This window comes from Aliidiomarina taiwanensis (assembly GCF_003987015.1).
Classification (GTDB): Bacteria; Pseudomonadota; Gammaproteobacteria; order Enterobacterales; family Alteromonadaceae; genus Aliidiomarina; species Aliidiomarina taiwanensis.
In genome coordinates this window covers 272427-297637 of record NZ_PIPQ01000001.1, presented here as the reverse complement: position 1 = coordinate 297637, position 25211 = coordinate 272427, and the positions used below count along the sequence as shown (strand labels likewise).

The 25211-nt window shown below is 47.7% G+C and carries 22 protein-coding genes and 2 tRNA genes; 2 read left to right on the top strand and 22 right to left on the bottom strand.

What is annotated here, in order from left to right; genetic code table 11:
- Window positions 1-55: 55 nt before the first annotated feature.
- The 13 genes from truB to rlmE form a co-directional block, all read right to left on the bottom strand.
- A complete protein-coding gene (gene truB / locus CWE15_RS01350) occupies window positions 56-916 on the bottom strand; it encodes a tRNA pseudouridine(55) synthase TruB (protein ID WP_206750090.1) in 861 nt (286 codons plus the stop codon).
- Window positions 917-955: 39 nt separating this feature from the next.
- Entirely contained in the window at window positions 956-1345 is a 390-nt protein-coding gene (rbfA, locus tag CWE15_RS01345) for a 30S ribosome-binding factor RbfA (protein WP_126756259.1), read from the bottom strand.
- A gap of 64 nt (window positions 1346-1409) precedes the next feature.
- Window positions 1410-4052, bottom strand: coding sequence for a translation initiation factor IF-2 (gene infB, locus CWE15_RS01340; RefSeq protein WP_126756258.1), 2643 nt, complete (start codon window positions 4050-4052; stop codon window positions 1410-1412).
- Window positions 4053-4057: 5 nt separating this feature from the next.
- Complete coding sequence (gene nusA / locus CWE15_RS01335; RefSeq protein ID WP_126756257.1) at window positions 4058-5578, bottom strand: transcription termination factor NusA; 1521 nt, start codon at window positions 5576-5578, stop codon at window positions 4058-4060.
- Between the two features lie 14 nt (window positions 5579-5592).
- The gene (rimP, locus tag CWE15_RS01330) at window positions 5593-6051 is read right to left on the bottom strand and encodes a ribosome maturation factor RimP (RefSeq protein WP_126756256.1); all 459 of its coding nucleotides are present in this window, start codon (window positions 6049-6051) and stop codon (window positions 5593-5595) included.
- Window positions 6052-6221: 170 nt separating this feature from the next.
- Window positions 6222-6298, bottom strand: a tRNA-Met gene (locus tag CWE15_RS01325).
- A 97-nt stretch (window positions 6299-6395) separates the two neighbouring features.
- A tRNA-Leu gene (locus CWE15_RS01320) sits at window positions 6396-6482 on the bottom strand.
- A 14-nt stretch (window positions 6483-6496) separates the two neighbouring features.
- The gene (gene secG / locus CWE15_RS01315) at window positions 6497-6808 is read right to left on the bottom strand and encodes a preprotein translocase subunit SecG (RefSeq protein WP_126756255.1); all 312 of its coding nucleotides are present in this window, start codon (window positions 6806-6808) and stop codon (window positions 6497-6499) included.
- A 3-nt stretch (window positions 6809-6811) separates the two neighbouring features.
- Complete coding sequence (gene tpiA, locus CWE15_RS01310; RefSeq protein ID WP_241971825.1) at window positions 6812-7549, bottom strand: triose-phosphate isomerase; 738 nt, start codon at window positions 7547-7549, stop codon at window positions 6812-6814.
- 103 nt (window positions 7550-7652) lie between these two features.
- Window positions 7653-8990 carry a phosphoglucosamine mutase gene (glmM, locus tag CWE15_RS01305; RefSeq protein WP_126756254.1) on the bottom strand — a complete coding sequence of 446 codons (1338 nt, stop codon included), beginning with the start codon at window positions 8988-8990 and terminating at the stop codon, window positions 7653-7655.
- Window positions 8983-9807 (bottom strand): dihydropteroate synthase, encoded by an 825-nt coding sequence (folP, locus tag CWE15_RS01300; RefSeq protein WP_126756253.1) that lies wholly within the window; start codon window positions 9805-9807, stop codon window positions 8983-8985. The genes glmM and folP overlap by 8 nt, the downstream gene beginning before the upstream one ends.
- Before the next feature lie 71 nt (window positions 9808-9878).
- Entirely contained in the window at window positions 9879-11819 is a 1941-nt protein-coding gene (gene ftsH, locus CWE15_RS01295; RefSeq protein WP_126756252.1) for an ATP-dependent zinc metalloprotease FtsH, read from the bottom strand.
- A gap of 39 nt (window positions 11820-11858) precedes the next feature.
- A complete protein-coding gene (gene rlmE / locus CWE15_RS01290) occupies window positions 11859-12488 on the bottom strand; it encodes a 23S rRNA (uridine(2552)-2'-O)-methyltransferase RlmE (protein ID WP_126756251.1) in 630 nt (209 codons plus the stop codon).
- Window positions 12489-12593: 105 nt separating this feature from the next.
- Between rlmE and yhbY the strand changes: the two genes are divergently transcribed.
- Window positions 12594-12887, top strand: a complete 294-nt coding sequence (gene yhbY / locus CWE15_RS01285) for a ribosome assembly RNA-binding protein YhbY (protein WP_126756250.1) — start codon at window positions 12594-12596, stop codon at window positions 12885-12887.
- A 21-nt stretch (window positions 12888-12908) separates the two neighbouring features.
- Here yhbY and CWE15_RS01280 read toward each other — a convergent pair whose 3' ends face one another.
- Complete coding sequence (locus CWE15_RS01280; RefSeq protein WP_126756249.1) at window positions 12909-13421, bottom strand: hypothetical protein; 513 nt, start codon at window positions 13419-13421, stop codon at window positions 12909-12911.
- 66 nt (window positions 13422-13487) lie between these two features.
- Between CWE15_RS01280 and CWE15_RS01275 the strand changes: the two genes are divergently transcribed.
- A complete protein-coding gene (locus CWE15_RS01275; protein ID WP_126756248.1) occupies window positions 13488-13778 on the top strand; it encodes an XRE family transcriptional regulator in 291 nt (96 codons plus the stop codon).
- A gap of 89 nt (window positions 13779-13867) precedes the next feature.
- Here CWE15_RS01275 and greA read toward each other — a convergent pair whose 3' ends face one another.
- The 8 genes from greA to dnaK form a co-directional block, all read right to left on the bottom strand.
- Entirely contained in the window at window positions 13868-14344 is a 477-nt protein-coding gene (greA, locus tag CWE15_RS01270) for a transcription elongation factor GreA (protein ID WP_126756247.1), read from the bottom strand.
- On the bottom strand, window positions 14341-17568 hold the full coding sequence (gene carB / locus CWE15_RS01265) for a carbamoyl-phosphate synthase large subunit (RefSeq protein WP_126756246.1): 3228 nt from the start codon (window positions 17566-17568) through the stop codon (window positions 14341-14343). The genes greA and carB overlap by 4 nt, the downstream gene beginning before the upstream one ends.
- Before the next feature lie 15 nt (window positions 17569-17583).
- Complete coding sequence (gene carA, locus CWE15_RS01260; RefSeq protein ID WP_126756245.1) at window positions 17584-18759, bottom strand: glutamine-hydrolyzing carbamoyl-phosphate synthase small subunit; 1176 nt, start codon at window positions 18757-18759, stop codon at window positions 17584-17586.
- 133 nt (window positions 18760-18892) lie between these two features.
- A complete protein-coding gene (dapB, locus tag CWE15_RS01255; RefSeq protein ID WP_126756244.1) occupies window positions 18893-19723 on the bottom strand; it encodes a 4-hydroxy-tetrahydrodipicolinate reductase in 831 nt (276 codons plus the stop codon).
- Window positions 19724-19813: 90 nt separating this feature from the next.
- Complete coding sequence (locus CWE15_RS01250; protein ID WP_126756243.1) at window positions 19814-21073, bottom strand: dicarboxylate/amino acid:cation symporter; 1260 nt, start codon at window positions 21071-21073, stop codon at window positions 19814-19816.
- 29 nt (window positions 21074-21102) lie between these two features.
- A complete protein-coding gene (locus CWE15_RS01245; RefSeq protein WP_126756242.1) occupies window positions 21103-21945 on the bottom strand; it encodes a M48 family metallopeptidase in 843 nt (280 codons plus the stop codon).
- A 55-nt stretch (window positions 21946-22000) separates the two neighbouring features.
- A complete protein-coding gene (gene dnaJ, locus CWE15_RS01240; RefSeq protein ID WP_126756241.1) occupies window positions 22001-23140 on the bottom strand; it encodes a molecular chaperone DnaJ in 1140 nt (379 codons plus the stop codon).
- A 93-nt stretch (window positions 23141-23233) separates the two neighbouring features.
- Window positions 23234-25156 carry a molecular chaperone DnaK gene (dnaK, locus tag CWE15_RS01235; RefSeq protein ID WP_126756240.1) on the bottom strand — a complete coding sequence of 641 codons (1923 nt, stop codon included), beginning with the start codon at window positions 25154-25156 and terminating at the stop codon, window positions 23234-23236.
- Window positions 25157-25211: the final 55 nt, after the last annotated feature.

Here is a 25211-nt window from a genome sequence, read left to right as displayed (position 1 = left end):
AGGCGCGAATTATACGTTCGCTGCCATTATTTTTCAAGGTGTTTTAATTAAATCCTTAGCGAACCACCACGCGTCGGGGCCATAGGTCTCCGTCTTGACGACGTTCTGCCACGCCCCAAAAGTCGCCATTACCCGCATAAACACGAAATAAGTCACCTGCTTCCGTTCGTCGTATGGGCTGTCCGTGAACAAAGTTTCTTACTTCCCGCTCATCTAGGGACAAAGCAGGCAACTCCATCGCCGTCATATCCATCGGCAACAACAGTTCGTCCGGAGGTCCGTCTTCAGCAGCCTTTTCAAGAGCTTCTAAGGTGATCATTTTGTCAACCGGGAAGTTTTCAATGGCGGTACGACGAAGTTGTTGCACATGGGCCCCGCAACCTAACGCCTGACCTAGGTCATCGACAATCGTACGTATATAGGTGCCTTTACTACAATGTACATCCATAGTGGCTGTGTCGCCGGTAAATTCCACAAGCTCAAGGGAATACACTGTTATGTCACGGGCTTTACGAGGTACGGTTTTGCCAGCGCGGGCATACTCATACAAGGGCTTCCCTTCGTATTTAAGAGCAGAAAACATGGAAGGGATTTGCTGAATATCCCCCCGAAATTGGGGTAAAGCGGCTAGCACGTCTGCTTCAGTAATATTCACTGGATGACGTTCTACGACAGTACCGTCAGCATCGCTGGTGTCGGTACGCTCACCGAGTTTAGCGACCACACGGTAGGCCTTATCCGCTTCTAACATGAGCTGCGAAAACTTGGTGGCCTCACCTAAACAAACAGGCAGCATACCCGTCGCTAAAGGGTCGAGTGCGCCTGTATGGCCTGCAGTACTCGCATTGAAAATTCGGCGAACTATTTGCACCACACGGTTTGATGTCATTCCAGTGGGCTTATCAACTAACACCATGCCATGAATAGCACGGGCATTTTTTCTACGGCGGGCCACTTAATCGTCCTGTTTATCAGACTTGCTCTTTTTTTTCTCATCGTCCGCTAAAGCACTTTTGACCAAACTGGCCATCCGCATGCCTTCACTTGTCGACGAATCGTAAACGAATTTTACATTCGGTGTTACCCGAGAAGAAATGCGCTTACCAAGCAATGAGCGAATATATCCAGCAGCATCATTTAGTACGCTTAACCCTTCCGTTACACTTTCTTCGTCGTCATTTAAAAAAGTAATAAATACTTTCGCGTAAGATAAGTCACGAGATACGTCTACACCTGAAACTGTCGGCATAACCACACGTGGGTCTTTTATTTCACGCTGTAAAATTACCGCTATTTCTCGTTGCAATTGCTGCGAAAAACGGTCGACTCGTTTGTAATCTGCCATGCGATATACTCCTAAAATAAAAAGCCGACCAGTGCGAACACCGGCCGGCTACAGAAGGTGTTATTTATAAAGTACGTTCAACTTCAACAGTTTCAAATACTTCGATTTGGTCACCTACTTTGACGTCATTATAGTTCTTAACGCCAATACCACATTCCATACCGTTACGAACTTCTTGTACGTCGTCTTTAAAGCGACGCAACGACTCAAGCTCGCCTTCGTAAATAACAATGTTATCACGCAGTACACGTATAGGCGCTGAACGCTTCACCACGCCCTCGGTTACCATACAACCTGCAATGGCACCAATACGAGGTGACTTAAAGACATCACGCACTTCTGCAAGGCCAATAATCTCTTGTCTAAACTCAGGTGCTAACATGCCTGACATGGCTTGCTTAATCTCTTCGATTAAGTCGTAAATTACACTGTAGTAGCGTAATTCAATGCCTTCATTTTCAGCTGTACGACGGGCGGTTGCGTCGGCACGTACGTTAAAGCCAAGCACGATACCATTGGAAGCGCCGGCCAATGAAATGTCCGTCTCAGTGATACCACCAACACCGCTACCAACAATATTCACCTTCACTTCGTCTGTTGATAATGTGGTCAGAGACTCGGTGATGGCTTCGAGTGAACCTTGTACGTCTGATTTCAAGACGATGTTCAGCTCTGCCACGTCGCCTTCTTCCATGTTACTAAACATGTTTTCTAGCTTCGCTTTCTGCTGGCGAGCAAGCTTCACGTCGCGGTACTTACCTTGGCGGTAGTTAGACACTTCACGTGCTTTACGCTCATCTTTCACAACGGTCACTTCGTCACCCGCAGCAGGAACACCTGATAAACCAAGTATTTCCACAGGTATAGACGGGCCGGCTGTTTCAACGTCACGCCCGAGTTCGTTACGCATTGCACGAATACGGCCATACTCAAGACCACAAAGTACGATGTCGCCACGCTTCAGGGTACCACTTTGAACTAACACAGAAGCGACTGGACCACGACCTCTATCAAGGCGAGACTCAATCACAACGCCCTGGGCCATGCCTTCACGGCTGGCTTTCAAGTCGAGTAATTCAGCTTGTAACAAGACAGCTTCAAGCAGTGCGTCCATGTTGGTACCTGCTTTTGCAGAAACATGAACAAATTGGACATCACCGCCCCACTCTTCCGACAACACATTGTGCTGCGAAAGTTCATTTTTAATACGGTCTGGATCAGCCGTTGGCTTATCCATTTTATTCACTGCCACAATCAGTGGCACATTCGCCGCTTTTGCGTGCTGAATTGCTTCAACGGTTTGTGGCATAACGCCATCGTCCGCAGCCACCACAAGAATAACAACATCCGTAGCACTTGCACCACGAGCACGCATAGAGGTAAAGGCTGCGTGGCCAGGTGTGTCTAGGAAGGTAATCATACCGTGACCTGTGTCAACGTGGTATGCACCAATATGCTGGGTAATTCCGCCGGCTTCTCCGTCCGCCACTTTGGCTTTACGAATATAGTCGAGCAGTGAGGTTTTACCATGGTCTACGTGACCCATAACGGTTACCACAGGTGCACGCGGTAATAACTCACCTTCGTCACCCCGATCGCTCAATACCGACTCTTCTAACGCGTTGTCTTGAACCACTACAGGTGTGTGACCTAGCTCTTCAACCACAAGCGCTGCTGTTTCTTGGTCCAGCACTTGGTTAATGGTCACCATTTCACCCATTTTCATCATGGTTTTGATAAGTTCGGTGGCTTTAATAGACATGCGGTTGGCAAGCTCTGCCACCGTCATGGTTTCTGTTAAGCGTACCTCACGGGTTACAGGCGCAGCTGGTTTATTAAAGCCATGCTGCAAAGACTGTGGTGCCTTCATTTTGCCACCTTTACGGCGACGTTCACGGCGTGGCTGACCTTCTTCTTCTTTGGTCTTACGCTGTTTGGTTTTCTTACGGCGTGCGGTACGGCTTTCTTCTTCAGAGTCTTGCTGCTGTTCAGCTAGCTTTGCCGTTTCTGAAGTGGTGACATACACCTCTTCTTCTTCCGCTTTTTTCCGTTTTTTCTCTTCTTCTTCCCAGCGAGCTTGGTTCTCTTCCGCTAAGCGACGAGCTTCTGCGGCGAGCTTCTCAGCCTCTTCATTGGCTTTCTTTGCCAACTCAGCTTCTTGAATTTTACGCAAACGTTCTTCCTCAGCACGGGCCTTTTCGAGGGCCGCGGTTTCTTCTGGCGAACGCTCTGCAGCTGCGGCTGCTGCTTTAGCTTTTGCAGCTTCTTGCTCTTTCCGCTTCGCTTCACGCTGTTTTTGCGCTTCTTCTTCTTTCTTTTTCGCTTCTGCTTGTGCTTTTTCACGCGCTTCGGCTTCTGCCTTCGCCTTTGCTTCAGCTTCTAAGCGTTCTTCTTCAAGGCGTTTCTCTTCTTCAGCCGTGCTGCGCTTTACGTATGTCCGTTTTTTCCGAACTTCTACTTGCACAGCTTTCGAGCGCCCAGGACCTGTGCCAACGTTCAGCGTGCTGCGGCTTTTACGTGTCAGGGTCATACGCTCAGGGGTTGCGCTTTCTTCTTGCTTATTCGCACTTAGCAACTGTTGCTTTTGTTCTTCGGTTATTGAGTCATCCGCTGTTTTGTTAATACCGGCGTCACTCAATTGCTGTAGTAATTTCTCTACAGAGGTACCAATTTCACTGGCGAGTTCTTTCAAGTTTACTTCTGCCATCTAAATTACACCTCACTCGTATTGTCTTGTTCTTCGCTGAACCAGCAAATGTTACGGGCTTGCATAATAAGTTCTGCAGCACGCTCTGGGTCCAACGACTCTATGTCTGATAAATCATCTGTGCCTTGTTCCGCAAGCTCTTCTAGGGTTCGCACCCCTTTCGCTGCTAGTGCGAAGGCAAGTTCACGCTCAAGGCCGTCTAGGTTTAGTAGCGTCTCATCCGGTTCTGCGTCGGCTCCACCTTCAGCAGCAGAAGGGTTTTCTGCTAAATATTCACGGGCTCGAGTACGTAATTCTTCAACAATTTCTTCGTTTAGACCGTCGATTGCAAGTAGCTCTGCTGCAGGAACATAGGCCACTTCCTCCAGTGAGGAAAAGCCTTCTTCAATCAATAAGCCAGCAAAGTCATCGTCAATATCTAAACCTGTTGTGAAGAGCTTCATTAAACGCTCTGACTCGGCTTCATTACGTGCATTAAAGTCTGTAATGGTCATTACATTTAACTCCCAACCTGTCAGCTGGCTTGCTAAACGAACGTTTTGACCGTTGCGTCCAATGGCTTGTGCTAAATTGCCCTCTTCTACAGCTATATCCATTGTGTGGGACTCTTCATCCATCACAATAGAAACCACTTCTGCCGGAGCCATAGCATTGATGACAAACTGCGCTGGGTTGTCGTCCCAAAGCACAATATCAACGCGCTCGCCACCTAGCTCACTCGAAACAGCTTGTACACGAGCACCACGCATACCAACACAAGCGCCAACCGGGTCAATTCGACGGTCATTCGACTTCACTGCAATTTTCGCACGCGAGCCCGGGTCACGAGCTGCACCTTTCACTTCAATCATTTCTTCGCCAATTTCTGGCACTTCAATGCGGAATAGTTCGATCAAGAAGTCTGGGTTGGTCCGGCTTACAAATAGCTGAGCACCGCGTGCTTCTGGACGCACATCAAATAATAGACCACGAACACGGTCACCTGGGCGATAGTTTTCGCGTGGTAACATTTCGTCGCGGAACATAACGGCTTCTGCGTTAGCACCTAAGTCTAAAATAATATTGTCGCGAGAAGTCTTCTTAACAATCGCATTGACCAACTCACCAACTTTATCTTCGTACTGCTCTACGACCTGTGCACGCTCAGCTTCGCGTACCTTTTGGAAAATAACCTGTTTCGCTGTTTGAGTGGTAATACGGTCAAACTCAATCGACTCAATTTGGTCTTCAATATAATCGCCCGGCTGAATGTCAGGGTCGTCTATTTGCGCTGCAGACAGTGAAATTTGCGCATAAGGGTTTTCTAAGCTTTCATTCACTTCTGGGTCAGCAACAACCTGCCAGCGGCGGAATGTTTCAAAGCCACCTGTTTGGCGATCGATCGCAACACGCACGTCAATGTCGCCTTCATATTTTTTACGAGTCGCTGTTGCTATAGCTATTTCAAGGGCCTCAAATATTTTCTCACGAGGAACACCCTTCTCGTTTGAAACCGCTTCTGCAACTAGCAAAATTTCTCTATTCATGCCTTTGCCTCGTTTTAATCAAAGTTCGGTACTAAATTCGCTTTCTTAATTTTGCTGAAAGCAACAGGGAATGGGTTTCCATCCACTATAAAGGTAATTGTTTCACCTTCCACAGCAGCTAGTTCGCCAGTTAATTTGCGTCGGTTTGAAACAGGTGTTTGTAGTTGCACCGAAATTTTCTCACCTAAGAGTTGTTCGTAATGTGCTAGTTTAAATAGCGGGCGGTCTGCACCTGGCGAGGAAACCTCAAGGTTATACTCAACACTGATAGGGTCTTCCACATCCAGTACCGCGCCAACCTGGTTACTCACTAGGGCGCAGTCGTCCACAGTAATACCATTTTCATGATCTATATATAGCCGTAGTGTGGTGTCATGGCCAGCACGTACTAACTCAACGCCTAAGAGTTCGAAACCAGCAGCTGCTACAGCAGGTTCAATAATGTCTGTTAAACGTTCTACCAATGTTGCCAAGGCAACCTCCAAAAACAAAAAAAGGGCTAAAAAGCCCAGTTCAAATATCAGCAAATAAGAGCCGCAGCGTAAATAGCAAAAAGCCCCGTTCAAGTCGGGGCTTACAACTATAAGGAGCCTGTCGACTCGAGTTCATTATGTGGCTAAACACAATTCAACTGAACTCGAACTGGTTGCGGGGGCAGGATTTGAACCTACGACCTTCGGGTTATGAGCCCGACGAGCTACCAGACTGCTCCACCCCGCGTCCGAATGACATGCATTATAAGGGAAATCGCTATGAGTTACAACCTAATAGACAGTAATTAAAGCGTATTTTAACCAAACTTATACTGCATTTTAATTGGTGCCGAAGACGAGATTTGAACTCGTACGCCCGTTAGAGCACCACCCCCTCAAGGTGGCGTGTCTACCAATTCCACCACTTCGGCAAAATGTGTTTAACTTAACCTTCTCCTGGTGGAAGAATCGGCTGTTCCACTACTTCGTCTGACATTAGGTTTAAGTCACCTTTTGTGTCTGCACCTTGTTGTGCTGCGAAGTTACCTAAGATTAAGCTTAACAAAAAGAAACTGACTGCAAATATTGCGGTTAAGCGTGTTAGGAAATTACCTGAGCCGGTTGCACCAAACACAGTGTTGGAAGCTCCCGAACCAAAGGCTGCACCCATTTCTGCGCCTTTTCCTTTTTGTAGCAATATCAACGCAATTAATGCGATGGCAATTACTAAGTAAATTACGAGCAAACTCTCATACATAACTTATATTTCCTGTGCTGCCATACAAATGGCTTGAAACTGTTCCAGCTTTAAACTTGCACCGCCAATCAGACCACCATCTATATCTGCTTGCTGGAACAACTCAGCTGCATTCGCTGGTTTTACGCTACCACCATAAAGTAGCTGTATTTGTTCTGCAACGGTAGCATTCTTTTGCGCTACCCAACCACGAATAAGCTTATGAATTTCTTGTGCTTGTTCGGGGCTTGCCGTCAAGCCAGTGCCTATTGCCCAAACTGGCTCATAAGCAATAACAAGTCGGGTTAAATCTGCATTTGCTAAGCCTTCTTCGAGCTGCTGCAAAATAACCTGTTCGGTTCGCTGTTCATTGCGCTCATCTGCTGTTTCACCTACGCATAACACGGGTATTAAATCAGCTTCTTGCGCTGCAACAATCTTGTCTGCGACAACCTGGTTTGTTTCACCAAATATAGCGCGCCGCTCTGAATGACCTACTAACACATACTGAGCACCCACTGTACGCAACATGCTAGCGGCTAGTTCACCTGTGTACGCACCTTCATGGTAAGCACTGCTTGTTTGCGCACCGAAAACCAGCTTAGGATATTTATCCTTTGCTGCGGCAAGGAATACAGCCGGGGGGCATAAAACAGCGTCAGTATTTGCACTAACCAGAGTATCCCAGCCTTGGGCGAACTCTGCTATCAAATCCATACTACCGTTCAGCTTCCAATTGGCTATCACCAAGTTTTGGCGCACACTGGCCTCCTCACCTATTCATCAAGCGGCGCAGATAGTACCGAACATCCTGCGTTGATACAAGCTTCTGCGCCAACAATTTTGCCATTTACCAACCGATTGGCTATTCCGTGCTCACCGCTTCAACTTCTTGAGCGATTTCTTGAGCAAACGCACGTACTTTCGCTTCATCTCGGCCCTCAACCATAACACGAATTAAAGGTTCAGTTCCTGACTTCCTTAGCAAGACGCGCCCTTCTTTTCCAAGGGCACGTTCTACTTCTGCGACAGCTGAAAGAACGTTGTCAGCTTGTTCCGGTTGGGTTCCCGCTTCGTACCGCACATTCACTAGCACTTGTGGGAACTTGACCATGCCGTCTAACAGTTCACTTGGCTTCGAGTTACTGCGCACCATCGCTGTTAAAAACTGTAGGGCTGCTAAAATACCGTCGCCTGTGGTGTGATATCGCAGGTTGATGACATGACCCGAGTTTTCGCCACCCAATAACCAGCGACGTTCATTCAAAGCTTCCATAACATGGCGGTCACCCACTTTGCTTCGTACAAAGGGAACGCCTAACTTTTCCAGAGCAACTTCTAAACCCATGTTGCTCATTTGAGTCCCAACCACTCCACCTTCCAATTGGCCGGCGGTCAATAATTGTTTCGCCAAGGCGAAAACAATTTCATCACCGTCAATTTCGACCCCTTTTTCGTCGATAATCATAATACGGTCGCCATCGCCGTCAAAAGCCAAACCTATATCAGCTTTGTGTTCAAGCACTTTCTTGGCAAGTAGTTTGGTGTCTGTAGCACCGCACCCGGCGTTAATATTTAAGCCATTAGGCTCCGCGGCCACGGTAATAACTTCTGCACCTAGCTCCCTAAAGACATTGGGCGCTATTTGGTAGGTTGCACCGTTGGCACAGTCCACAACTATCTTTAATCCACGTAAGGAAAGTTCTGAAGGGAATATGCTTTTACAAAACTCTATGTAACGACCACTGGCGTCAATAATGCGCGTCGCTCGACCTAGCTTCTCTGAAGACACACAGTCCATAGGTTGATCTATCAGGTTTTCAATGGCCGCTTCCATTTCGTCTGATAGCTTAAAACCAACGTCAGAAAAGAACTTAATACCGTTGTCATAATAAGGGTTATGTGAGGCGCTAATAACAATCCCTGCAGCTGCTCGGAACGTACTGGTAATGTAAGCAATGCCCGGAGTCGGCATAGGACCTAAAAAGCCGACATTCACCCCAGCTGCTGCGAAGCCTGCTTCTAAAGCAGACTCCAGCATATAACCTGAAATACGTGTGTCTTTACCTATGAGTACTTTGGTGTTCCCTTTTGCAGCAAAGGTTTTACCTGCGGCCCAACCTAACTTAAGAACGAACTCAGGTGTTATAGGCGACTCGCCCACATGGCCGCGTATGCCGTCTGTTCCAAAATATTTACCCATGTGCTTTATAATCTCCTGTTAACGTGGCAGTAACAATATTTACTGCATCCATGGTCTCAGCCACATCGTGTACTCGTATAATGTGCGCACCTTTTAAAGCGGCTATGGTCGCCGCTGCAACACTTGCTGCAAGGCGCTCATTTACACCTTTCCCTGTTACTTTACCCAACATCGACTTACGCGACATACCCACAAGTAGCGGCAGCTCAAGTTGGTGAAAGGCACTTAAACGCTGTAAAAGTTGGTAATTGTGCCTTAATGTTTTGCCAAAGCCAAAGCCTGGGTCAATTAAAAGTTGACTTTTTTGTATACCAGCAGCTTCACATTGCTGAATACGCTGCTGAAAAAAGTCCACAATATCTGCCACGACATCTTCGTAGTGCGGGTCTGCTTGCATCGTTCTGGGTTGGCCTTGCATATGCATCAGGCACACCTTCACGCCAGCTGCTGCCGCCGCGGTTAGCGCACCCGGCTCCTGCAGTGCACGAATGTCATTGATCATATGAGCACCAGCAGACACAGCTTCCGTCATGACATGGGCTTTGCTTGTGTCAACGGACACTTTAACGTCAAGCTGAGTTCGAATACGCTCAATCACTGGGATCACGCGATCCAGCTCCTCCTGAACTGACACTTCAGAGGCACCTGGACGCGTTGACTCCCCCCCTATGTCCAGCCAATGGGCGCCATCAGCCACCATTTGTTCGGCTTGAAGCAAGGCTGTATCTATATTATTGAATTGACCGCCATCGGAAAAGGAATCTGGCGTTACATTGAGAATACCCATCACCTCTATGGGCAAAGTAGGACCTGGCATGGTTTGTGACTCCGCTGCATGGGTTAAAAAAAGAAGCAAAAAAATACCCCGACTTGCGGGGTATTTTAACGTTAACCTGCTGGTGATTCACCGGGTTTTGTTAAACAGGCATCTGGTTTTTTCTCATCTTTTACAACTTTGTTGCCAGAGTCGCCCGACGAGGGGTCATTCGAGTTGTCGTGCCAACTTGCTGGCTCACGAACAGGACGACGTTCCATTAAATCGTCTATTTGTGCCGCATCTAACGTCTCGTATTTCATAAGTGCGTCTTTCATCGCATGCAGAATATCTTTGTTTTGCTCGAGAATCTCTTTTGCTCGGTCATAGTTTCTGTCACAAAGCTCACGAATTTCCGCATCAATTAAGTCCATAGTTCTGTCAGACATCTGCTTGTTTTGTGCAACAGAACGACCTAAAAACACTTGATCGTCTTCTTCGGCGTATAATAAAGGACCCATTTTCTCAGACAAGCCCCACTGAGTGACCATCTTACGCGCGATATCTGTCGCTCGCTCAATGTCATTTGAGGCGCCTGTTGTCACATGCTCGTCACCATAAATGATTTGCTCGGCAATACGGCCACCGTACAAACTTGAAAGCATGCTTTCTAAGTGACGCTTGCTGTGGCTCACACGGTCTTGCTCTGGCAAGTACATAGTGACACCTAAAGCACGTCCTCGCGGAATAATGGACACTTTATACACAGGGTCATGGTCTGGCACAATGCGCCCAACAATGGCATGGCCTGCTTCATGGTAAGCGGTCATTTCTTTTTCAGACTCTGACATCACCATAGACTTCCGCTCGGCACCCATTAAGATTTTATCTTTTGCCATTTCAAGTTCTGCCATTGAAATAACACGGTGTCCTTCACGCGCAGCAAACAGGGCCGCTTCGTTCACTAAGTTAGCAAGGTCCGCACCTGAGAAGCCTGGCGTTCCACGGGCTATCAGTGCCGCTTCCACGTCATCTGCTAAAGGTACTTTACGCATGTGTACCTTCAAAATTTGCTCTCGGCCACGAACGTCTGGCAGCCCAACCGTTACTTGACGGTCAAAGCGACCAGGACGAAGTAACGCTGGGTCTAGCACGTCTGGGCGGTTTGTTGCAGCAATAACAATAATACCTTCATTCCCTTCAAAACCGTCCATTTCAACTAGCATTTGGTTTAGAGTTTGTTCACGCTCATCGTGCCCACCACCTAATCCTGCGCCACGTTGGCGACCTACTGCGTCTATTTCATCAATGAAGATAATGCACGGAGCGGCTTTTTTCGCCTGAGCGAACATATCACGCACACGTGAAGCCCCCACACCCACAAACATTTCAACAAAGTCCGAACCTGAAATAGTGAAGAAAGGGACTTTCGCTTCACCTGCTACCGCACGCGCCAGCAAGGTTTTACCTGTACCCGGTGGTCCCACCATCAGAACACCTTTCGGTATTTGACCACCTAAACGCTGGTACTTCGACGGGTCACGTAGGAAGTCTACTAGTTCTGCAACTTCTTCTTTGGCTTCTTCACAACCTGCAACATCTGCAAGCGTGGTTTTAATTTGGTCTTCGCCCATTAAGCGCGCTTTGCTTTTACCAAAGGACATCGCGCCTTTGCCACCGCCACCTTGCATTTGGCGCATGAAGAATATCCACACCCCAATAAGTAGCAGCATGGGGAACCAAGAAATAAAGATAGAGCCTAGTAAACTCCTTTTTTCTGGCTCCGCATACACCACACGGACATTGCCTTGGGTTAACAGCTCATTCAGTAAGTCTGGATCTTGACTTGGCATAACAGTATTAACTTTTTCACCGCTACGCTTTGTCGCTGTTATCATTTTTTGCGCTTCGTTAATGCTGACTTCACGCACATCACCACGGTTTACATCACTGACAAACTCAGAGTATGCATAAGACCGTGTGTTCGTATCACTTGGACCAAACCCCTGGAATAGGCTCATTAGCACAACTGCTATGACCAACCAGAGAATGAGATTCTTAGCCATTTCGCTCAACGCGTTTACCTCTCGCTACTAAAATATCACTTTAGGGTACTATAATTTGTACCCAGTCGCCACCAAATACACCTCACGAGAACGGGCTCGCGACGAGTCAGGCTTACGTACTTTTACTGTGGTAAAAGTATTACGTACATCTTTCAAAAAGGCGTCAAACCCTTCACCTTGGAACACTTTGACGACAAATGCGCCGTTTGGTTTCAAAACTTGTTTGCACATGTCTAAGGCTAGCTCTACCAAGTACATAGAGCGCGGGATGTCCACGGACTCATTACCACTCATATTGGGCGCCATGTCAGACAGCACAACGTCTACCTTTGCACCACCTATGCGTGTTAGCAAGGCATTTAGAACAGCTTCTTCACGGAAGTCGCCCTGCAAAAAATCCACACCGGGTAACGAGTCCATTTCCAAAATGTCACAAGCAATCACTTCCCCTTGGCCATTTTGTAAGGTGGCAACATACTGGGACCAACTGCCTGGTGCGGCACCTAAGTCGACCACCACTTGCTTTGGTTTGAGTATTCGGTCTCGCTTTTGAATTTCTTCCAGCTTAAATACCGCCCGCGACCGCAAACCTTGTTTATGCGCTTTGTGAACATAAGGGTCTGAGAAGTACTCTTTTAACCAGCGGCGGCTGCTCGCTGAACGTTTTTTTTGTCCCATTTTACTCCACTCGCCGATTCTGACTGGTTCGTTTATATATATGGGGGTAGAATACAGGAAATTCAACGGCGACGGCAGTGGCCAATTCAAGCTATCGGGAAAATTATGGAATTAAGTAACAAACAAAAGCAGTTTTTAAAATCAGCAGCACACCCGTTAAAGCCCGTGGTTATGCTAGGTGGCAATGGTCTTACCGAAGGTGTGTTAGCAGAAATAGAACTGGCACTTGAGCACCATGAATTAATTAAAGTAAAGGTTCCTGAAGACGACCGGGAGCTTCGCCAAGCGATTTATTTAACGATTGTAGAGCATACCAAAGCCAACCTCGTGCAATCGATTGGCAAAGTCGCTGTGTTTTACCGCCCAGCAACAGAGCCAAAAATGCGCTTACCACGCTAACAACCCTGGCTTTTTTTGACTTTAACCGGCTGCACTTGCTTCCAGCCGGTTAAAATGCTCCACCAAAGCGTTTTGCACACCATGATCCGCCAAGATCTCTCCGCGACTTAACATCCAAATATCCACTAAGAATTTAATATAAAGCTCTTTTTCTGGCAGCCCTGCTCGCTCAAGAAACTTTTTGCTTTCAATGGCAGCCCGAATAATGTCGTCTTGGTACGACTCCTCATCGTAATGTGTCGACCGCTCCGCTAGCACCAGCTCATCAGGCACCTTTAACCTACTTTTCGGGGAAAAGAATGCATCGAGCGAAATCCCTTTGTCCAAGAGCGTACACACTATGGTGCGATACGGCACGCTGTTGTTGCGCTTCCAATTTGTGTACGTGGAACTCCCCAACCCCATCCAACGCATAATCTCAGTCGGCCGCTGCGTCCCCGCAAGTAATGCTAAACGCTCCATGGCTTGATCCAGGTCGATATACACTGACTTGATTTCGCTAGTGAGTTGTGGTTTATTCTGCTTATTCTTCATTTGAATACTTTTCCTCTTCAAATGAGCTGTTATTGAACTACGATTGAACTCATCATAAGAGAAACAATGGATAGAGATCAAATAAGAATGGCACTAGGCAAGCTTGGCTACGACTTTAGTATGCTAGCGGAAGCAATAGACAAGAGCCCTTCGCTTATTTCAAAAGTGGCGTCACGCCAAGCTAAATCGCGCTTTGTGGCTGAATCTATTGCCAAAGTACTAGGTATGTCGGTAGCAAAAGTATTTCCAGACGTACCCGAATACCAGCTTGCTAAACCCACCAGTCAACAAGAGCGCACCACCCGCGTTAACGAGCTGCGTAGCATCCTAGGCTCTGAGCCCAGAGAAAAGAAATAAATTGCATTGCGCTTGCACTTAAACTGAACCCACAAAAAAAGCGACGCTATATCAGCATCGCTTTTATCAGTTTTCTGTGAAGTCTCGCACTAAATGTGTTCGACTCTCACTATTTCGTACTCAATGTCGCCACTTGGTGTGCCAACAATGGTGACATCGTCCACGCTTTTTCCAATAAGTGCACGGGCAATGGGCGAATTCACAGACAATAAGTTCTTTTTAATATCTGCTTCGTCGTCGCCCACTATTTTATAGGTTACTTCTTCATCTGTGTTGGTGTTGTAGATGGTCACTGTAGTACCAAATATCACCCGTCCAGTTTCTGGAAGTTTCGTTACATCAATAATTTGCGCATTTGAAAGCTTAGCTTCAATTTCTTGAATACGGCCTTCACAAAAGCTTTGTTGTTCACGCGCTGCATGGTACTCAGCGTTTTCTTTTAAGTCACCATGCTCCCGCGCTTCGGCTATCGCATTAATAATGCGCGGCCTGTCTTCGCTTTTTAAACGTGCTAACTCTTCGCGGAGCGCTTCTGCGCCCGCGACTGTCATCGGTATTTGCCTCATATATCCTTTACTCGTTCATGTAAATCTTGCAAAGAAGACACTCTTGCTTTGTCATCTACTGTGTGTGCTTTTACGGTCGCAAAACCAGCATTCAACGTAATGGTATACACCACCCCACTCAGCAGGGCTTCACGACGTAAATACACAGAGTCTGTTATCGACTGGCGCCCTTCTACTGTATTCACAATATAGCTGTATTCACCATTTTTAATGGCATCAACAATATTCGGACGACCTTCTTGCAGCTTATTCACTATAGTACACTGAATGCCTGCTTCTTTTAAGGCGCTGGCTGTACCGCGCGTAGCTTCTACTGTAAAGCCTAAGGAAATTAAGCCGCGGGCAAGGTCCACCACGCGCTGTTTATCGCTTGGGCGTACGGAAAGAAGCGCTTTTCCTTTTTCTGGTAACGCTTGGCCACACCCTAAGTTTGCTTTGGCATAGGCCTCTTCAAAGCTTTCGCCCACTCCCATCACTTCGCCCGTTGAGCGCATTTCTGGCCCACGGATTGGGTCAACACCTTGGAACTTAGCAAAAGGCACCACCACTTCTTTCACCGAGTAATACGGTGGAATGATTTCCTTGGTATAGCCCTGTTCACGTAATGACTGCCCCGCCATAACACGCGCTGCTACTTTCGCAAGTGGAATGCCGGTGGCTTTTGACACAAACGGTACGGTTCGTGCTGCTCGCGGATTCACTTCAATTAAATAAATATTGTTGTTTTGGACAGCAAACTGCGTATTCATTAAGCCACGTACGTTGAGCTCAAAGGCAAGCTTACGTACTTGCTCACGAAGTTCGTCTTGTATCACTTCACTCAGCGAGTAAGGCGGTAGTGAGCAGGCAGAGTCACCCGAGTGGACACCCGCTTGCTCAATATGCTGCATAATGCCGCCAATGAGTACGTCCGTACCGTCACAAACCGCATCAATGTCCACTTCAATGGCGTTATCTAAGAACCGGTCAAGGAGTACAGGTGAGTCATTCGACACCTTCACAGCCTCTGTCATATAACGGCGTAAATCCGCTTCGTCATAGACAATTTCCATGGCGCGTCCACCAAGTACGTAGGATGGGCGCACAACAAGTGGGTAGCCAATATGACGTGACTGGATAATGGCATCTTCAAAGTTGGTTACTGTGGCGTTTTCCGGCTGTAATAAACCCAGACGGTTCACTGCACTTTGGAAGCGCTCTCTGTCCTCTGAACGATCAATTGCGTCAGGCGAGGTACCAATAATAGGCACACCGTTGGCTTCAAGCTCACGGGCTAGTTTTAGCGGGGTTTGCCCACCGTATTGAACAATCACGCCTTTTGGCTGTTCAACACGCACTATTTCAAGCACATCCTCTAAGGTAATGGACTCAAAATATAAGCGATCAGAGGTGTCATAGTCTGTGGAAACGGTTTCTGGGTTACAGTTCACCATAATGGTTTCGTAACCGTCTTCACGCATAGCTAAAACCGCGTGCACACAGCAGTAGTCGAACTCAATCCCTTGTCCAATTCGGTTCGGGCCACCACCTATCACCATAATCTTCTCACGGTCTGAAGGGCGCGCTTCGCACTCTTCATCATAGGTAGAGTACATATACGCCGTTTCCGAAGGGAACTCAGCTGCACAGGTGTCAACCCGCTTGTACACAGGGAAAATAGAAAACTGTTCACGTAGTTTGCGAATTTCTTGTTCACCTACGTGTAGAATTTCAGCAATGCGAGCATCTGCGAAGCCTTTGCGCTTCAAGTAGCGCAGTGCGTCAGCATCAAGGCCTGCCAAGCCTAGCTCTGAAACTTCCTTTTCAAGTGCAATCAGTTCTTCAACTTGCACAAGGTACCAAGGGTCAATGTGCGTCAGTTTATACACTTCCTCGACACTCATGCCCGCACGGAATGCGTCGCCAATATACCAAATACGCTCTGCACCCGCTTCCGTTAGCTCTCGGACTATTTTAGCCTGTGCGTTTTCATCCTTAGCCACGTCAAGCATGGGGTTTAAACCGGTCGCACCAAGCTCTAGGCCTCGTAGTGCTTTTTGCAGTGACTCTTGGAAGTTACGGCCAATCGACATAACCTCACCCACCGACTTCATTTGCGTGGTTAGGCGGTCGTTCGCGCCAGCAAACTTTTCGAAGTTAAAGCGTGGAATTTTGGTAACCACATAGTCAATAGTCGGCTCGAAAGAAGCAGGCGTAATGCCACCCGTAATGTCATTAGCTAGCTCATCTAAGGTGTAACCCACAGCCAGCTTGGCTGCAATTTTAGCAATTGGGAAGCCTGTTGCTTTCGACGCTAAAGCAGACGAACGGCTTACCCGCGGGTTCATTTCGATAATCACCATGCGGCCCGTGTTCGGGCACACACCAAACTGTACGTTCGCCCCTCCGGTTTCAACACCTATTTCGCGTAACACTGCCAGTGAGGCATCGCGCATAATTTGGTATTCACGGTCGGTTAAGGTTTGCGCCGGGGCAACGGTAATCGAGTCACCCGTGTGAATACCCATGGCGTCAAAGTTTTCAATGGAGCAAACAATAATGCAGTTGTCATTTTTGTCGCGCACCACTTCCATTTCGTATTCTTTCCAGCCAATGAGCGACTTATCTATAAGCAGTTCGTTGGTGCGGGAAAGGGCTAAGCCTCGACCACAAATCTCTTCAAATTCTTCACGGTTGTAGGCAATTCCACCCCCGCTCCCGCCCATGGTAAAGGAGGGCCGGATGATACAGGGGAAACCTACACGCTCGAGTACGTCAAAGGCTTCTTCCATGCTTTGCGCAATTTCCGCTTGCGGAGTTTCTAAACCAATCGACTTCATGGCTTTGTCGAAGCGTTCACGGTTTTCAGCTTTATCAATCGCGTCAGCGGTGGCGCCAATCATTTCTACATTGTACTTTTCTAATACACCGTACTGTTCAAGCTCGAGCGCACAGTTCAACGCCGTTTGCCCGCCCATTGTCGGTAAAATAGCGTCGGGGCGTTCAATTGAAATAATTTTCTCAACCACTTCCCAATGAATTGGCTCAATATAGGTTGCATCCGCCATTTCAGGATCGGTCATTATGGTTGCTGGGTTCGAGTTAACTAAGATAACTCGGTAGCCTTCCTCTCGGAGTGCTTTACAGGCTTGCGCACCTGAGTAGTCGAACTCACAAGCTTGGCCAATAACAATTGGCCCTGCGCCGATAATCAAAATGCTTTTTATATCTGTACGTTTTGGCATAGTGTGAGCAGGTCCTTAAGATTGTGCGTGTGTTGTTGCATGCTGTTTCATAAGATCAATAAACTGATCGAACAATGGCATAGCATCTCGAGAGCCTGGGCTTGCTTCTGGGTGCCCCTGGAACCCAAAGGCTGGCTTTTCGTTGTGGCGAATACCTTGCAAGGTACCATCAAAAAGCGACTTATGGGTCGCTGTTAATGTACTTGGTAGGCTGTCTGCATCAACCGCGAAGCCATGGTTTTGGCTGGTAATCATGACAGTCCCATGGGCAATATCTAATACCGGATGGTTTGCACCATGATGGCCAATCTTCATTTTCATCGTTTTTGCACCGCTGGCCAACGCCAGTAGTTGATGCCCTAAGCAGATACCAAACAAAGGAACACCCTGCTTTAAAAACTCTTGAATAGCATGAATAGCGTAGTCGCATGCACCCGGGTCACCCGGTCCATTGGAAAGAAAAATACCGTCTGGGTTCATGGATAATACATCAGCAGCGGGTGTTTGCGCCGGCACCACGGTGACTTTACAACCACGGTCCACGAGCATGCGAAGAATATTCATTTTGGCACCAAAGTCGTAGGCAACCACATGAAAGTCTGTTGAAGAAGGCTTTGTAAAGCCTTCTTCAAGCAACCAGCTTCCCTGGTCCCACTGGTAAGCTTCTGTGCAGCTTGTGACCTTCGCTAAGTCAAGTCCCGCCAAACCACCAAAACCTTGTGCCGCTGCTTGTGCTTCAGCTATCGGGGCTTCTGCATCCGCAGCATAGGTCATGACACAGCCATTCTGGGAGCCATGCTCACGAATGTGGTGGGTAAGTCGCCGCGTATCTACGTCTGCAATACCTACCACACCATGTTTCAATAAATAATCAGGTAAGCTTAAGTTGCTCCGGAAGTTACTCGCTACCATAGAGCGGTCACGAATAACCATAGCTTTCGCCCACACTTGGTTCGACTCAACGTCTTCATTGTTTGTGCCGTAATTGCCAATATGGGGATAAGTGAAGGTAATGATTTGTTCTGCGTAGGAAGGGTCTGTAAGAATTTCTTGGTAGCCTGTCATGGCTGTATTGAAAACGACTTCACCAACGGCCTGTCCGTCTGCGCCAAGGGCGCTTCCGTAGAAAACAGTACCGTCAGCAAGAACGAGAATTGCTTTGCGTGCGGTCTTGCTCTTTTTGATGCTCAAGTTAACCTCCGAACATAAAAAAACGGGCAAGTGACATCTACTCCCCCGTTTTCACCGTATCTTATACTACTTTACACACGAATGTATAAGGTAGCACACTGAGCTTGCCGGCGTTCGACAAATTTAGATTATTTTACGGAATTCTTGTGCAAGCGTCCACCCTCAGAACGTCATTCATACGATAAAACCCTGCATTTTTTCTTGTAAGCCAGCGTGCCGCGAAAATAGCTCCTTCGGCAAAGGTCGACCGTGCGCTCACCCGATGGGTAAACTCTAGACGCTCATTCTTAGTCACCATATACACAGTATGCTCGCCTATGATGTCGCCAGCCCTAAGTGTGGCGAAACCAATAGACCCTTTTTTATAGGCGGTTTCTGCTGCATTTCGGTGCAACTCAGCAACCTGTTCAAATTCTTGCCCACGCCCTTCAGCAGCGGCCTTCCCTAGAGCTAAAGCAGTACCCGATGGCGCGTCTTGTTTGCCCGTATGGTGCGCTTCTAAAATTTCAATATCTGCTTCTTCCCCTAACATGGCGCTTGCTTGCTGAACCAAAATGCGCAGCGCATTCGCTCCTAAGCTGGTGTTTTCAGCATATAACAGTGGCAATGTGACACTCGCTTTTGCGCAGGCCTGCATATCAGCTTGGCTAAGGCCCGTGGTACAAAGTACAACCGGCACCTGGTACTCAAGGTAGTATGACAAGCGCTCTGCACATCCAGCAGGGGTGGCAAAGTCTATTACCACGTCGGCTTCTTGTAAGCTGGCATAATCGCATGCCAGCAAAACATGGCATGGGCCTTCGTTTGCAAGCATGCCCACATCCAGTCCTAAACTGGTCGACTGCTCATGGGTTAAAGCGGCTACAAGCTCCACGTTATCAGCGTGCAATACCGAGCGAACGACTTCTTGTCCCATTCGCCCCGAAGCGCCCACTACCGCGATTTTTGTTTTGTGCGTTGTCATTGGTCACTCTTTCCTTTTCTCACTGCTCGCTCCATATTATGTATCCACCCTACCAAGCAATGTAGCGATATCTCAAAAGGCGTTCGCTATTTAGCAGTTTTGTACACAGGGCTTTTCCAGCTCGTAAGCGTTTTCCGTGTCCGGCGCTTCTTCGATCAAGCCTTCTTGGTAAGCGACAACCCGAGCGACCACCATGTCGCCTGTTATATTGGTGGTGGTTCTGATCATATCAATAATACGGTCGATGGCCGCTATAAAGGCAATGCCTTCAAGTGGCAGACCCACCACCGAGAGCGTTACTGTTAACATGATAACTGCTGAGCCTGGAATACCCGCGGTACCAAGAGAAGCCAGTGTCGCAGTAAACATAATCAGTAGGTACTGTTCCATGCCAAGTGGAATACCATAAAGTTGAGCAATAAACACAGCAGCAATTGCAGGATAAATCCCACCACAGCCGTCCATATTAATCGTTGCCCCCAAGGGCGCTACAAAGCTGGCATAGCGAGACGAAACTTTTAACCCCTCGGTCGTTGTTTTTAATGTAGACGGTAAGGTTCCGTAACTACTTGATGTAGTGAAGGCAATGAGCTGCGTGGGGAAAACGGTTCTGAAAAAGCGGCTCACTTTCATGCCGCCAAAGAAGTGCATTAAGCCACCATAGGTCAGCGCCATCTGCAACAAGCAGGCAATATAAATAGCAATAATGAACTTACCTAAGGGTAACAGCATGTCTAACCCAAAGCTGCCCACAACCCATGCCATTAAGCCGAATACGCCAAGGGGGGTAAGCTCTAATACCCAGCGCGTTAATTGAAACATAACTTCACGCGCCGCTTCAAAACCACGCTTTAATGGCGCAACGTGTTCGCCTAGGTGGTTTAACGCCAGCCCCACTAAAACTGCAAACACAATGATTTGTAATACGTTGCCCTCTGCCAACGCAGCAAATGGGTTGCGTGGAATGATATCCAGCAAAACCTGCGACACTGGAGGCACGGTTCTAATGGTGTTGTCTGCAGCGACAAGCTCAGAGCTAGGCGTGAGATTAATAAAGTAGGCTACAGAAAGACCAATTAACCCTGCCACAAAGGCCGTAAAAACAAACAGCAGTATGGTTTTTCCGGCAATTTTGCCAAAGCCCTTTTCAGCCCCAAGACTAAACATGGCACACACGATGGTAATAAAAACAAGCGGAGCAACCAACATTTGAATGGAGTGAATAAAAAGCTGCCCAAGTGGCTGCACTGCTACTCCCATTGAAGGTGCCAGTAAGCCTAAAGCGGAGCCAAACACAAAGGCACCTAGCACGCGTTGCCAAAAAGGGATTTTAAACCATATTGCTAACATGAACTTTTTTCCTACTACTATTGTTTGTTTTAACTTTTACTGTCGTCTGTTTTTTGCGCAAAACTTGGGCGTGGGCAGCTTGGTGCAGAACCTTGATGAACACGCTCTTGGTAGAGCGGCAATACACTTGGTACTTGCCTCGTTAAATCTTTCACGCGGGTTTTAGGCACTGGGTGAGTCGATAGCAATTCCGACTGAGCGCCCTCTGTGTTCTCTCCCATATGCTCCCACAGGCGCACCGCTTGCTCTGGCTTGAAACCTGCTTTGGCCATCAACTCTAAACCAATCGCATCGGCTTCCGACTCGTGTTTGCGGCTAAAGGGCAGCATCACCCCCACTTGTGCACCTAGCCCTAGGCCAGCCATAAGCAACCCTTGCTGTGCAGGTGGACGGTCTGATAGAAGGATATTCGCCGTCACCAAGGCACCTGACACCAGCATGTTCGTGCTTAAACGTTCTCCGCCATGCTCAGCAATAACATGCCCTATTTCGTGCCCTATCACGGCTGCTAGTTGGTGCTCGTTTTCGGCAAACTTCATCATGCCCGTGTACACGCCCATGTATCCACCAGGCAGCGCAAAGGCATTAATGGTGTCTTCGGCAAATACGGCCACTTCCCACTCGTACTCTTTATACGCAGGAGGCAAAACCTCTACGATGGCTGTCATGATGCACTGCGCATAAGCATTGAGCTCCGGGTCAGTAGAAACAGTTCCCTCGTCTTTCATTTGTTGAAATGAGCTTTTACCTAACTCGTTTAACTGCGAGCCACTCATAAAGTTCAAGGTATTTCGACCCGTTGGTGATGTACTGCATGCAACCACAACGAGAGCCGTCATTAATACGGCTAAGCGCTTCAAATAGTATTGCATTTCGGTCCTCCCAAAAAATAAAGCTCTGCTAATGCAGAGCTTTATTATGGCGTGATTAGCTAGTTAAGTCATCGAAGAACTTTTTCACCCCATCAAAGAAGCCTCGCTCTTTGGGGCGGTACTTAGCGGCTTCTTCACCTTTTCCCATCGAGTCTTGGAACTCCTGTAACAATTCCTTTTGACGGCTCGACAAGTTAACGGGCGTTTCTATCACTACTTTACATACGAGGTCGCCTGTGACACCACTGCGAACAGACTTCACGCCTTTACCCCGTAAGCGGAACATACGTCCCGTTTGCGTTTCGCTTGGAATTTTAAGCTTCACGCGGCCATCGAGTGTCGGTACTTCCACCTCGCCACCTAAAGCAGCATGAGTAAAGCTGATTGGCACATCGCAATAAAGGTTATTACCGTCGCGCTTAAAAATTGCGTGCTCGCGTACATGTACTTGTACATAAAGGTCGCCTGCCGGTGCGCCATGCTCACCTGCCTCCCCTTCACCCGACAACCGGATACGGTCGCCTGTGTCCACACCTGCTGGTATTTTCACACTCAAGGTTTTGGTGCGTTCTACGCGGCCTTCGCCGTGACAAGAACGACATGGCTTTTTAATCACCTTGCCTCGTCCACTACACTTCGGACACGTTTGCTGTACTGCAAAGAACCCTTGGCGCATTTGAATTTGGCCCTGGCCATGACAGTAGTCACAGGTTTCAGCTTTTGAGCCTTTTTCAGCACCCGAACCACCACAGTCGTCACAACTGACTAAGGTTGGTACCTTTAACTCAGCTGTTTTACCGCGCACTGCCTCTTCAAGTGACAGTTCTAAATTGTAACGTAAGTCTGAACCTCGCTGAGCTTGGCTACGTTGACGGCCGCGGCCGCCCCCAAAAATATCACCAAACACGTCGCCAAATACGTCTGCAAAGTCCGCTCCGCCACCGAAGCCACCGTGGCCACCTTGCGCTTGGTCGAAGGCCGCATGTCCATATTGGTCGTACGCTTGACGTTTTTGCGGATCAACCAAAACCTCATATGCGTCATTCGCTTCTTTAAACTTTTCTTCGAGCGCTTTATCACCTTTCGTACGGTCTGGGTGATACTTCATCGCTAAGCGTCTATACGCTTTTTTAATGTCGCGTTCGCTTGCGTTTCTGTCGACGCCTAAAACTTCATAGTAATCTTTTTTGGCCATAATGAGTCGGTCTTCTTCCCAGTCCCTAAAACAAATACACGGACGTTACCTAAAGAGGCAACGCCCGTGCGAGAAAGTTACGAATTCGGACGTTTACTTCTTGTCGTCATCTTTCACTTCTTCGAACTCTGCATCAACAACGTCGTCTGCAGCGTCTTCAGCTGGGTTAGCTTCACCCGCATCAGCACTTTGTTGCTGGGCTTTTTGCTGGGCAATTTCCATTAACTTCGCTGATGCTTCCATAAGCGCTTGAGACTTCACTTCTACTGCTTCTTTCTCATTGCCCTTCATGGCTTCTTCCAGCTCGCTAATCGCCGCTTCAATAGCAGACTTATCGTCTTCGCTTAGTGCGTCACCGGCTTCTTCCATTTGCGTCTTGGTGCCATGGATAAGCGCGTCGGCTTGGTTACGTGCCTGCACCATTTCTTCGAACTTGCGGTCCTCTTCAGCGTTTAATTCCGCATCACGAACCATTTGCTCGACTTCTTCGTCACTGAGACCTGAAGAAGCTTTAATAGTGATCTTCTGTTCTTTCCCTGTGTCTTTGTCTTTCGCTGACACATGCAGAATACCGTCGGCGTCAATATCGAAGGTGACTTCGATTTGTGGTGTGCCACGTGGTGCAGAACGAATTCCTTCCAAGTTAAACTGACCGAGCGACTTGTTGTCCGCTGAACGCTTACGTTCACCTTGCAGCACATGAATCGTTACCGCCGACTGATTGTCTTCCGCTGTTGAGAAGGTTTGCGACTTCCGAGTAGGAATGGTCGTGTTTTTCTCAATTACAGGAGTCATCACACCACCCATGGTTTCAATACCCAAAGATAGTGGCGTCACGTCTAGCAGCAATACGTCTTTCACATCACCTTGTAGAACACCTGCTTGAACCGCAGCACCTACAGCTACAGCTTCATCAGGGTTTACGTCACGACGTGGTTCTTTACCAAAGAAGTCAGCAACAAGCTGTTGTACCTTCGGCATACGGGTTTGACCACCCACAAGAATTACATCGTCAATATCGCTAATTTTCAGGTCAGCGTCTTCAATTGCTTGCTTCACTGGCTCAAGAGTTTTCTTCACCATGTCTTCAACAAGCGACTCAAGCTTCGAGCGTGTTAACTTAATAGCAAGGTGCTTAGGACCCGATGCGTCAGCTGTAATATACGGCAAGTTCACTTCTGTTTGCTGTGCCGATGAAAGCTCAATTTTAGCCTTCTCACCTGCTTCTTTCAGGCGCTGCATAGCAAGTGGGTCTTGCTTCAGGTCAATACCTTGGTCTTTCTTAAACTGTTCAACGAGATAGTTAATTACACGGTTGTCGAAGTCTTCACCACCTAAGTGAGTGTCACCGTTTGTAGCCAGTACTTCGAAGGTATGCTCGCCTTCTACTTCATCAATTTCAATAATTGAAATATCAAAGGTACCACCACCTAAGTCATATACTGCAACGGTACGGTCGCCTGACTTTTTGTCCATACCATAAGCAAGAGCAGCTGCAGTTGGTTCGTTAATAATACGCTTAACATCTAATCCGGCAATACGGCCTGCATCTTTCGTTGCTTGACGCTGAGCATCGTTAAAGTAAGCAGGTACTGTAATAACAGCTTCTGTTACTTTCTCACCTAAATAGTCTTCTGCAGTGGCTTTCATTTTCTTTAGAACTTCAGCAGAAATTTGTGGTGGAGCCTTCTTCTCACCTTTGGTTTCAACCCAAGCGTCACCATTATCAGCTTTTACAATGGCAAAAGGCATAATGCCAATGTCACGCTGAACTTCTTCGTCTTCAAAACGACGACCAATTAAACGCTTAATTGCAAATACTGTGTTTTGTGGGTTTGTTACCGCTTGGCGCTTCGCCGGTGAACCACAAAGAATTTCGTCATCATCTGTATAAGCAACGATCGAAGGCGTGGTACGCTCACCTTCTGCGTTTTCAATAACACGTGCATTGTCGCCATCCATAATAGCGACACACGAGTTTGTTGTTCCTAGGTCTATACCAATAATTTTGCTCATAATGTCTCCCAACTGCTTATTTCTTAATGCGATACCCTCTATTTGGGGGCATTCA

Excerpts from the sequence above, each read along its gene's own strand:
- rlmE (WP_126756251.1), bottom strand. The coding sequence starts at position 12,488 with ATGGGACAAAAAAAACGTTCAGCGAGCAGCCGCCGCTGGTTAAAAGAG.
- dapB (WP_126756244.1), bottom strand. The coding sequence starts at position 19,723 with ATGACAACGCACAAAACAAAAATCGCGGTAGTGGGCGCTTCGGGGCGA.
- CWE15_RS01280 (WP_126756249.1), bottom strand. The coding sequence starts at position 13,421 with ATGAAGAATAAGCAGAATAAACCACAACTCACTAGCGAAATCAAGTCA.
- nusA (WP_126756257.1), bottom strand. The coding sequence starts at position 5,578 with ATGAATAGAGAAATTTTGCTAGTTGCAGAAGCGGTTTCAAACGAGAAG.
- glmM (WP_126756254.1), bottom strand. The coding sequence starts at position 8,990 with ATGGGTAAATATTTTGGAACAGACGGCATACGCGGCCATGTGGGCGAG.
- greA (WP_126756247.1), bottom strand. The coding sequence starts at position 14,344 with ATGAGGCAAATACCGATGACAGTCGCGGGCGCAGAAGCGCTCCGCGAA.
- secG (WP_126756255.1), bottom strand. The coding sequence starts at position 6,808 with ATGTATGAGAGTTTGCTCGTAATTTACTTAGTAATTGCCATCGCATTA.
- dnaK (WP_126756240.1), bottom strand. The coding sequence starts at position 25,156 with ATGAGCAAAATTATTGGTATAGACCTAGGAACAACAAACTCGTGTGTC.
- yhbY (WP_126756250.1), top strand. The coding sequence starts at position 12,594 with ATGGAATTAAGTAACAAACAAAAGCAGTTTTTAAAATCAGCAGCACAC.
- infB (WP_126756258.1), bottom strand. The coding sequence starts at position 4,052 with ATGGCAGAAGTAAACTTGAAAGAACTCGCCAGTGAAATTGGTACCTCT.
- dnaJ (WP_126756241.1), bottom strand. The coding sequence starts at position 23,140 with ATGGCCAAAAAAGATTACTATGAAGTTTTAGGCGTCGACAGAAACGCA.
- carB (WP_126756246.1), bottom strand. The coding sequence starts at position 17,568 with ATGCCAAAACGTACAGATATAAAAAGCATTTTGATTATCGGCGCAGGG.
- rbfA (WP_126756259.1), bottom strand. The coding sequence starts at position 1,345 with ATGGCAGATTACAAACGAGTCGACCGTTTTTCGCAGCAATTGCAACGA.
- truB (WP_206750090.1), bottom strand. The coding sequence starts at position 916 with ATGGTGTTAGTTGATAAGCCCACTGGAATGACATCAAACCGTGTGGTG.
- CWE15_RS01275 (WP_126756248.1), top strand. The coding sequence starts at position 13,488 with ATGGATAGAGATCAAATAAGAATGGCACTAGGCAAGCTTGGCTACGAC.
- CWE15_RS01245 (WP_126756242.1), bottom strand. The coding sequence starts at position 21,945 with ATGCAATACTATTTGAAGCGCTTAGCCGTATTAATGACGGCTCTCGTT.
- folP (WP_126756253.1), bottom strand. The coding sequence starts at position 9,807 with ATGCCAGGTCCTACTTTGCCCATAGAGGTGATGGGTATTCTCAATGTA.
- CWE15_RS01250 (WP_126756243.1), bottom strand. The coding sequence starts at position 21,073 with ATGTTAGCAATATGGTTTAAAATCCCTTTTTGGCAACGCGTGCTAGGT.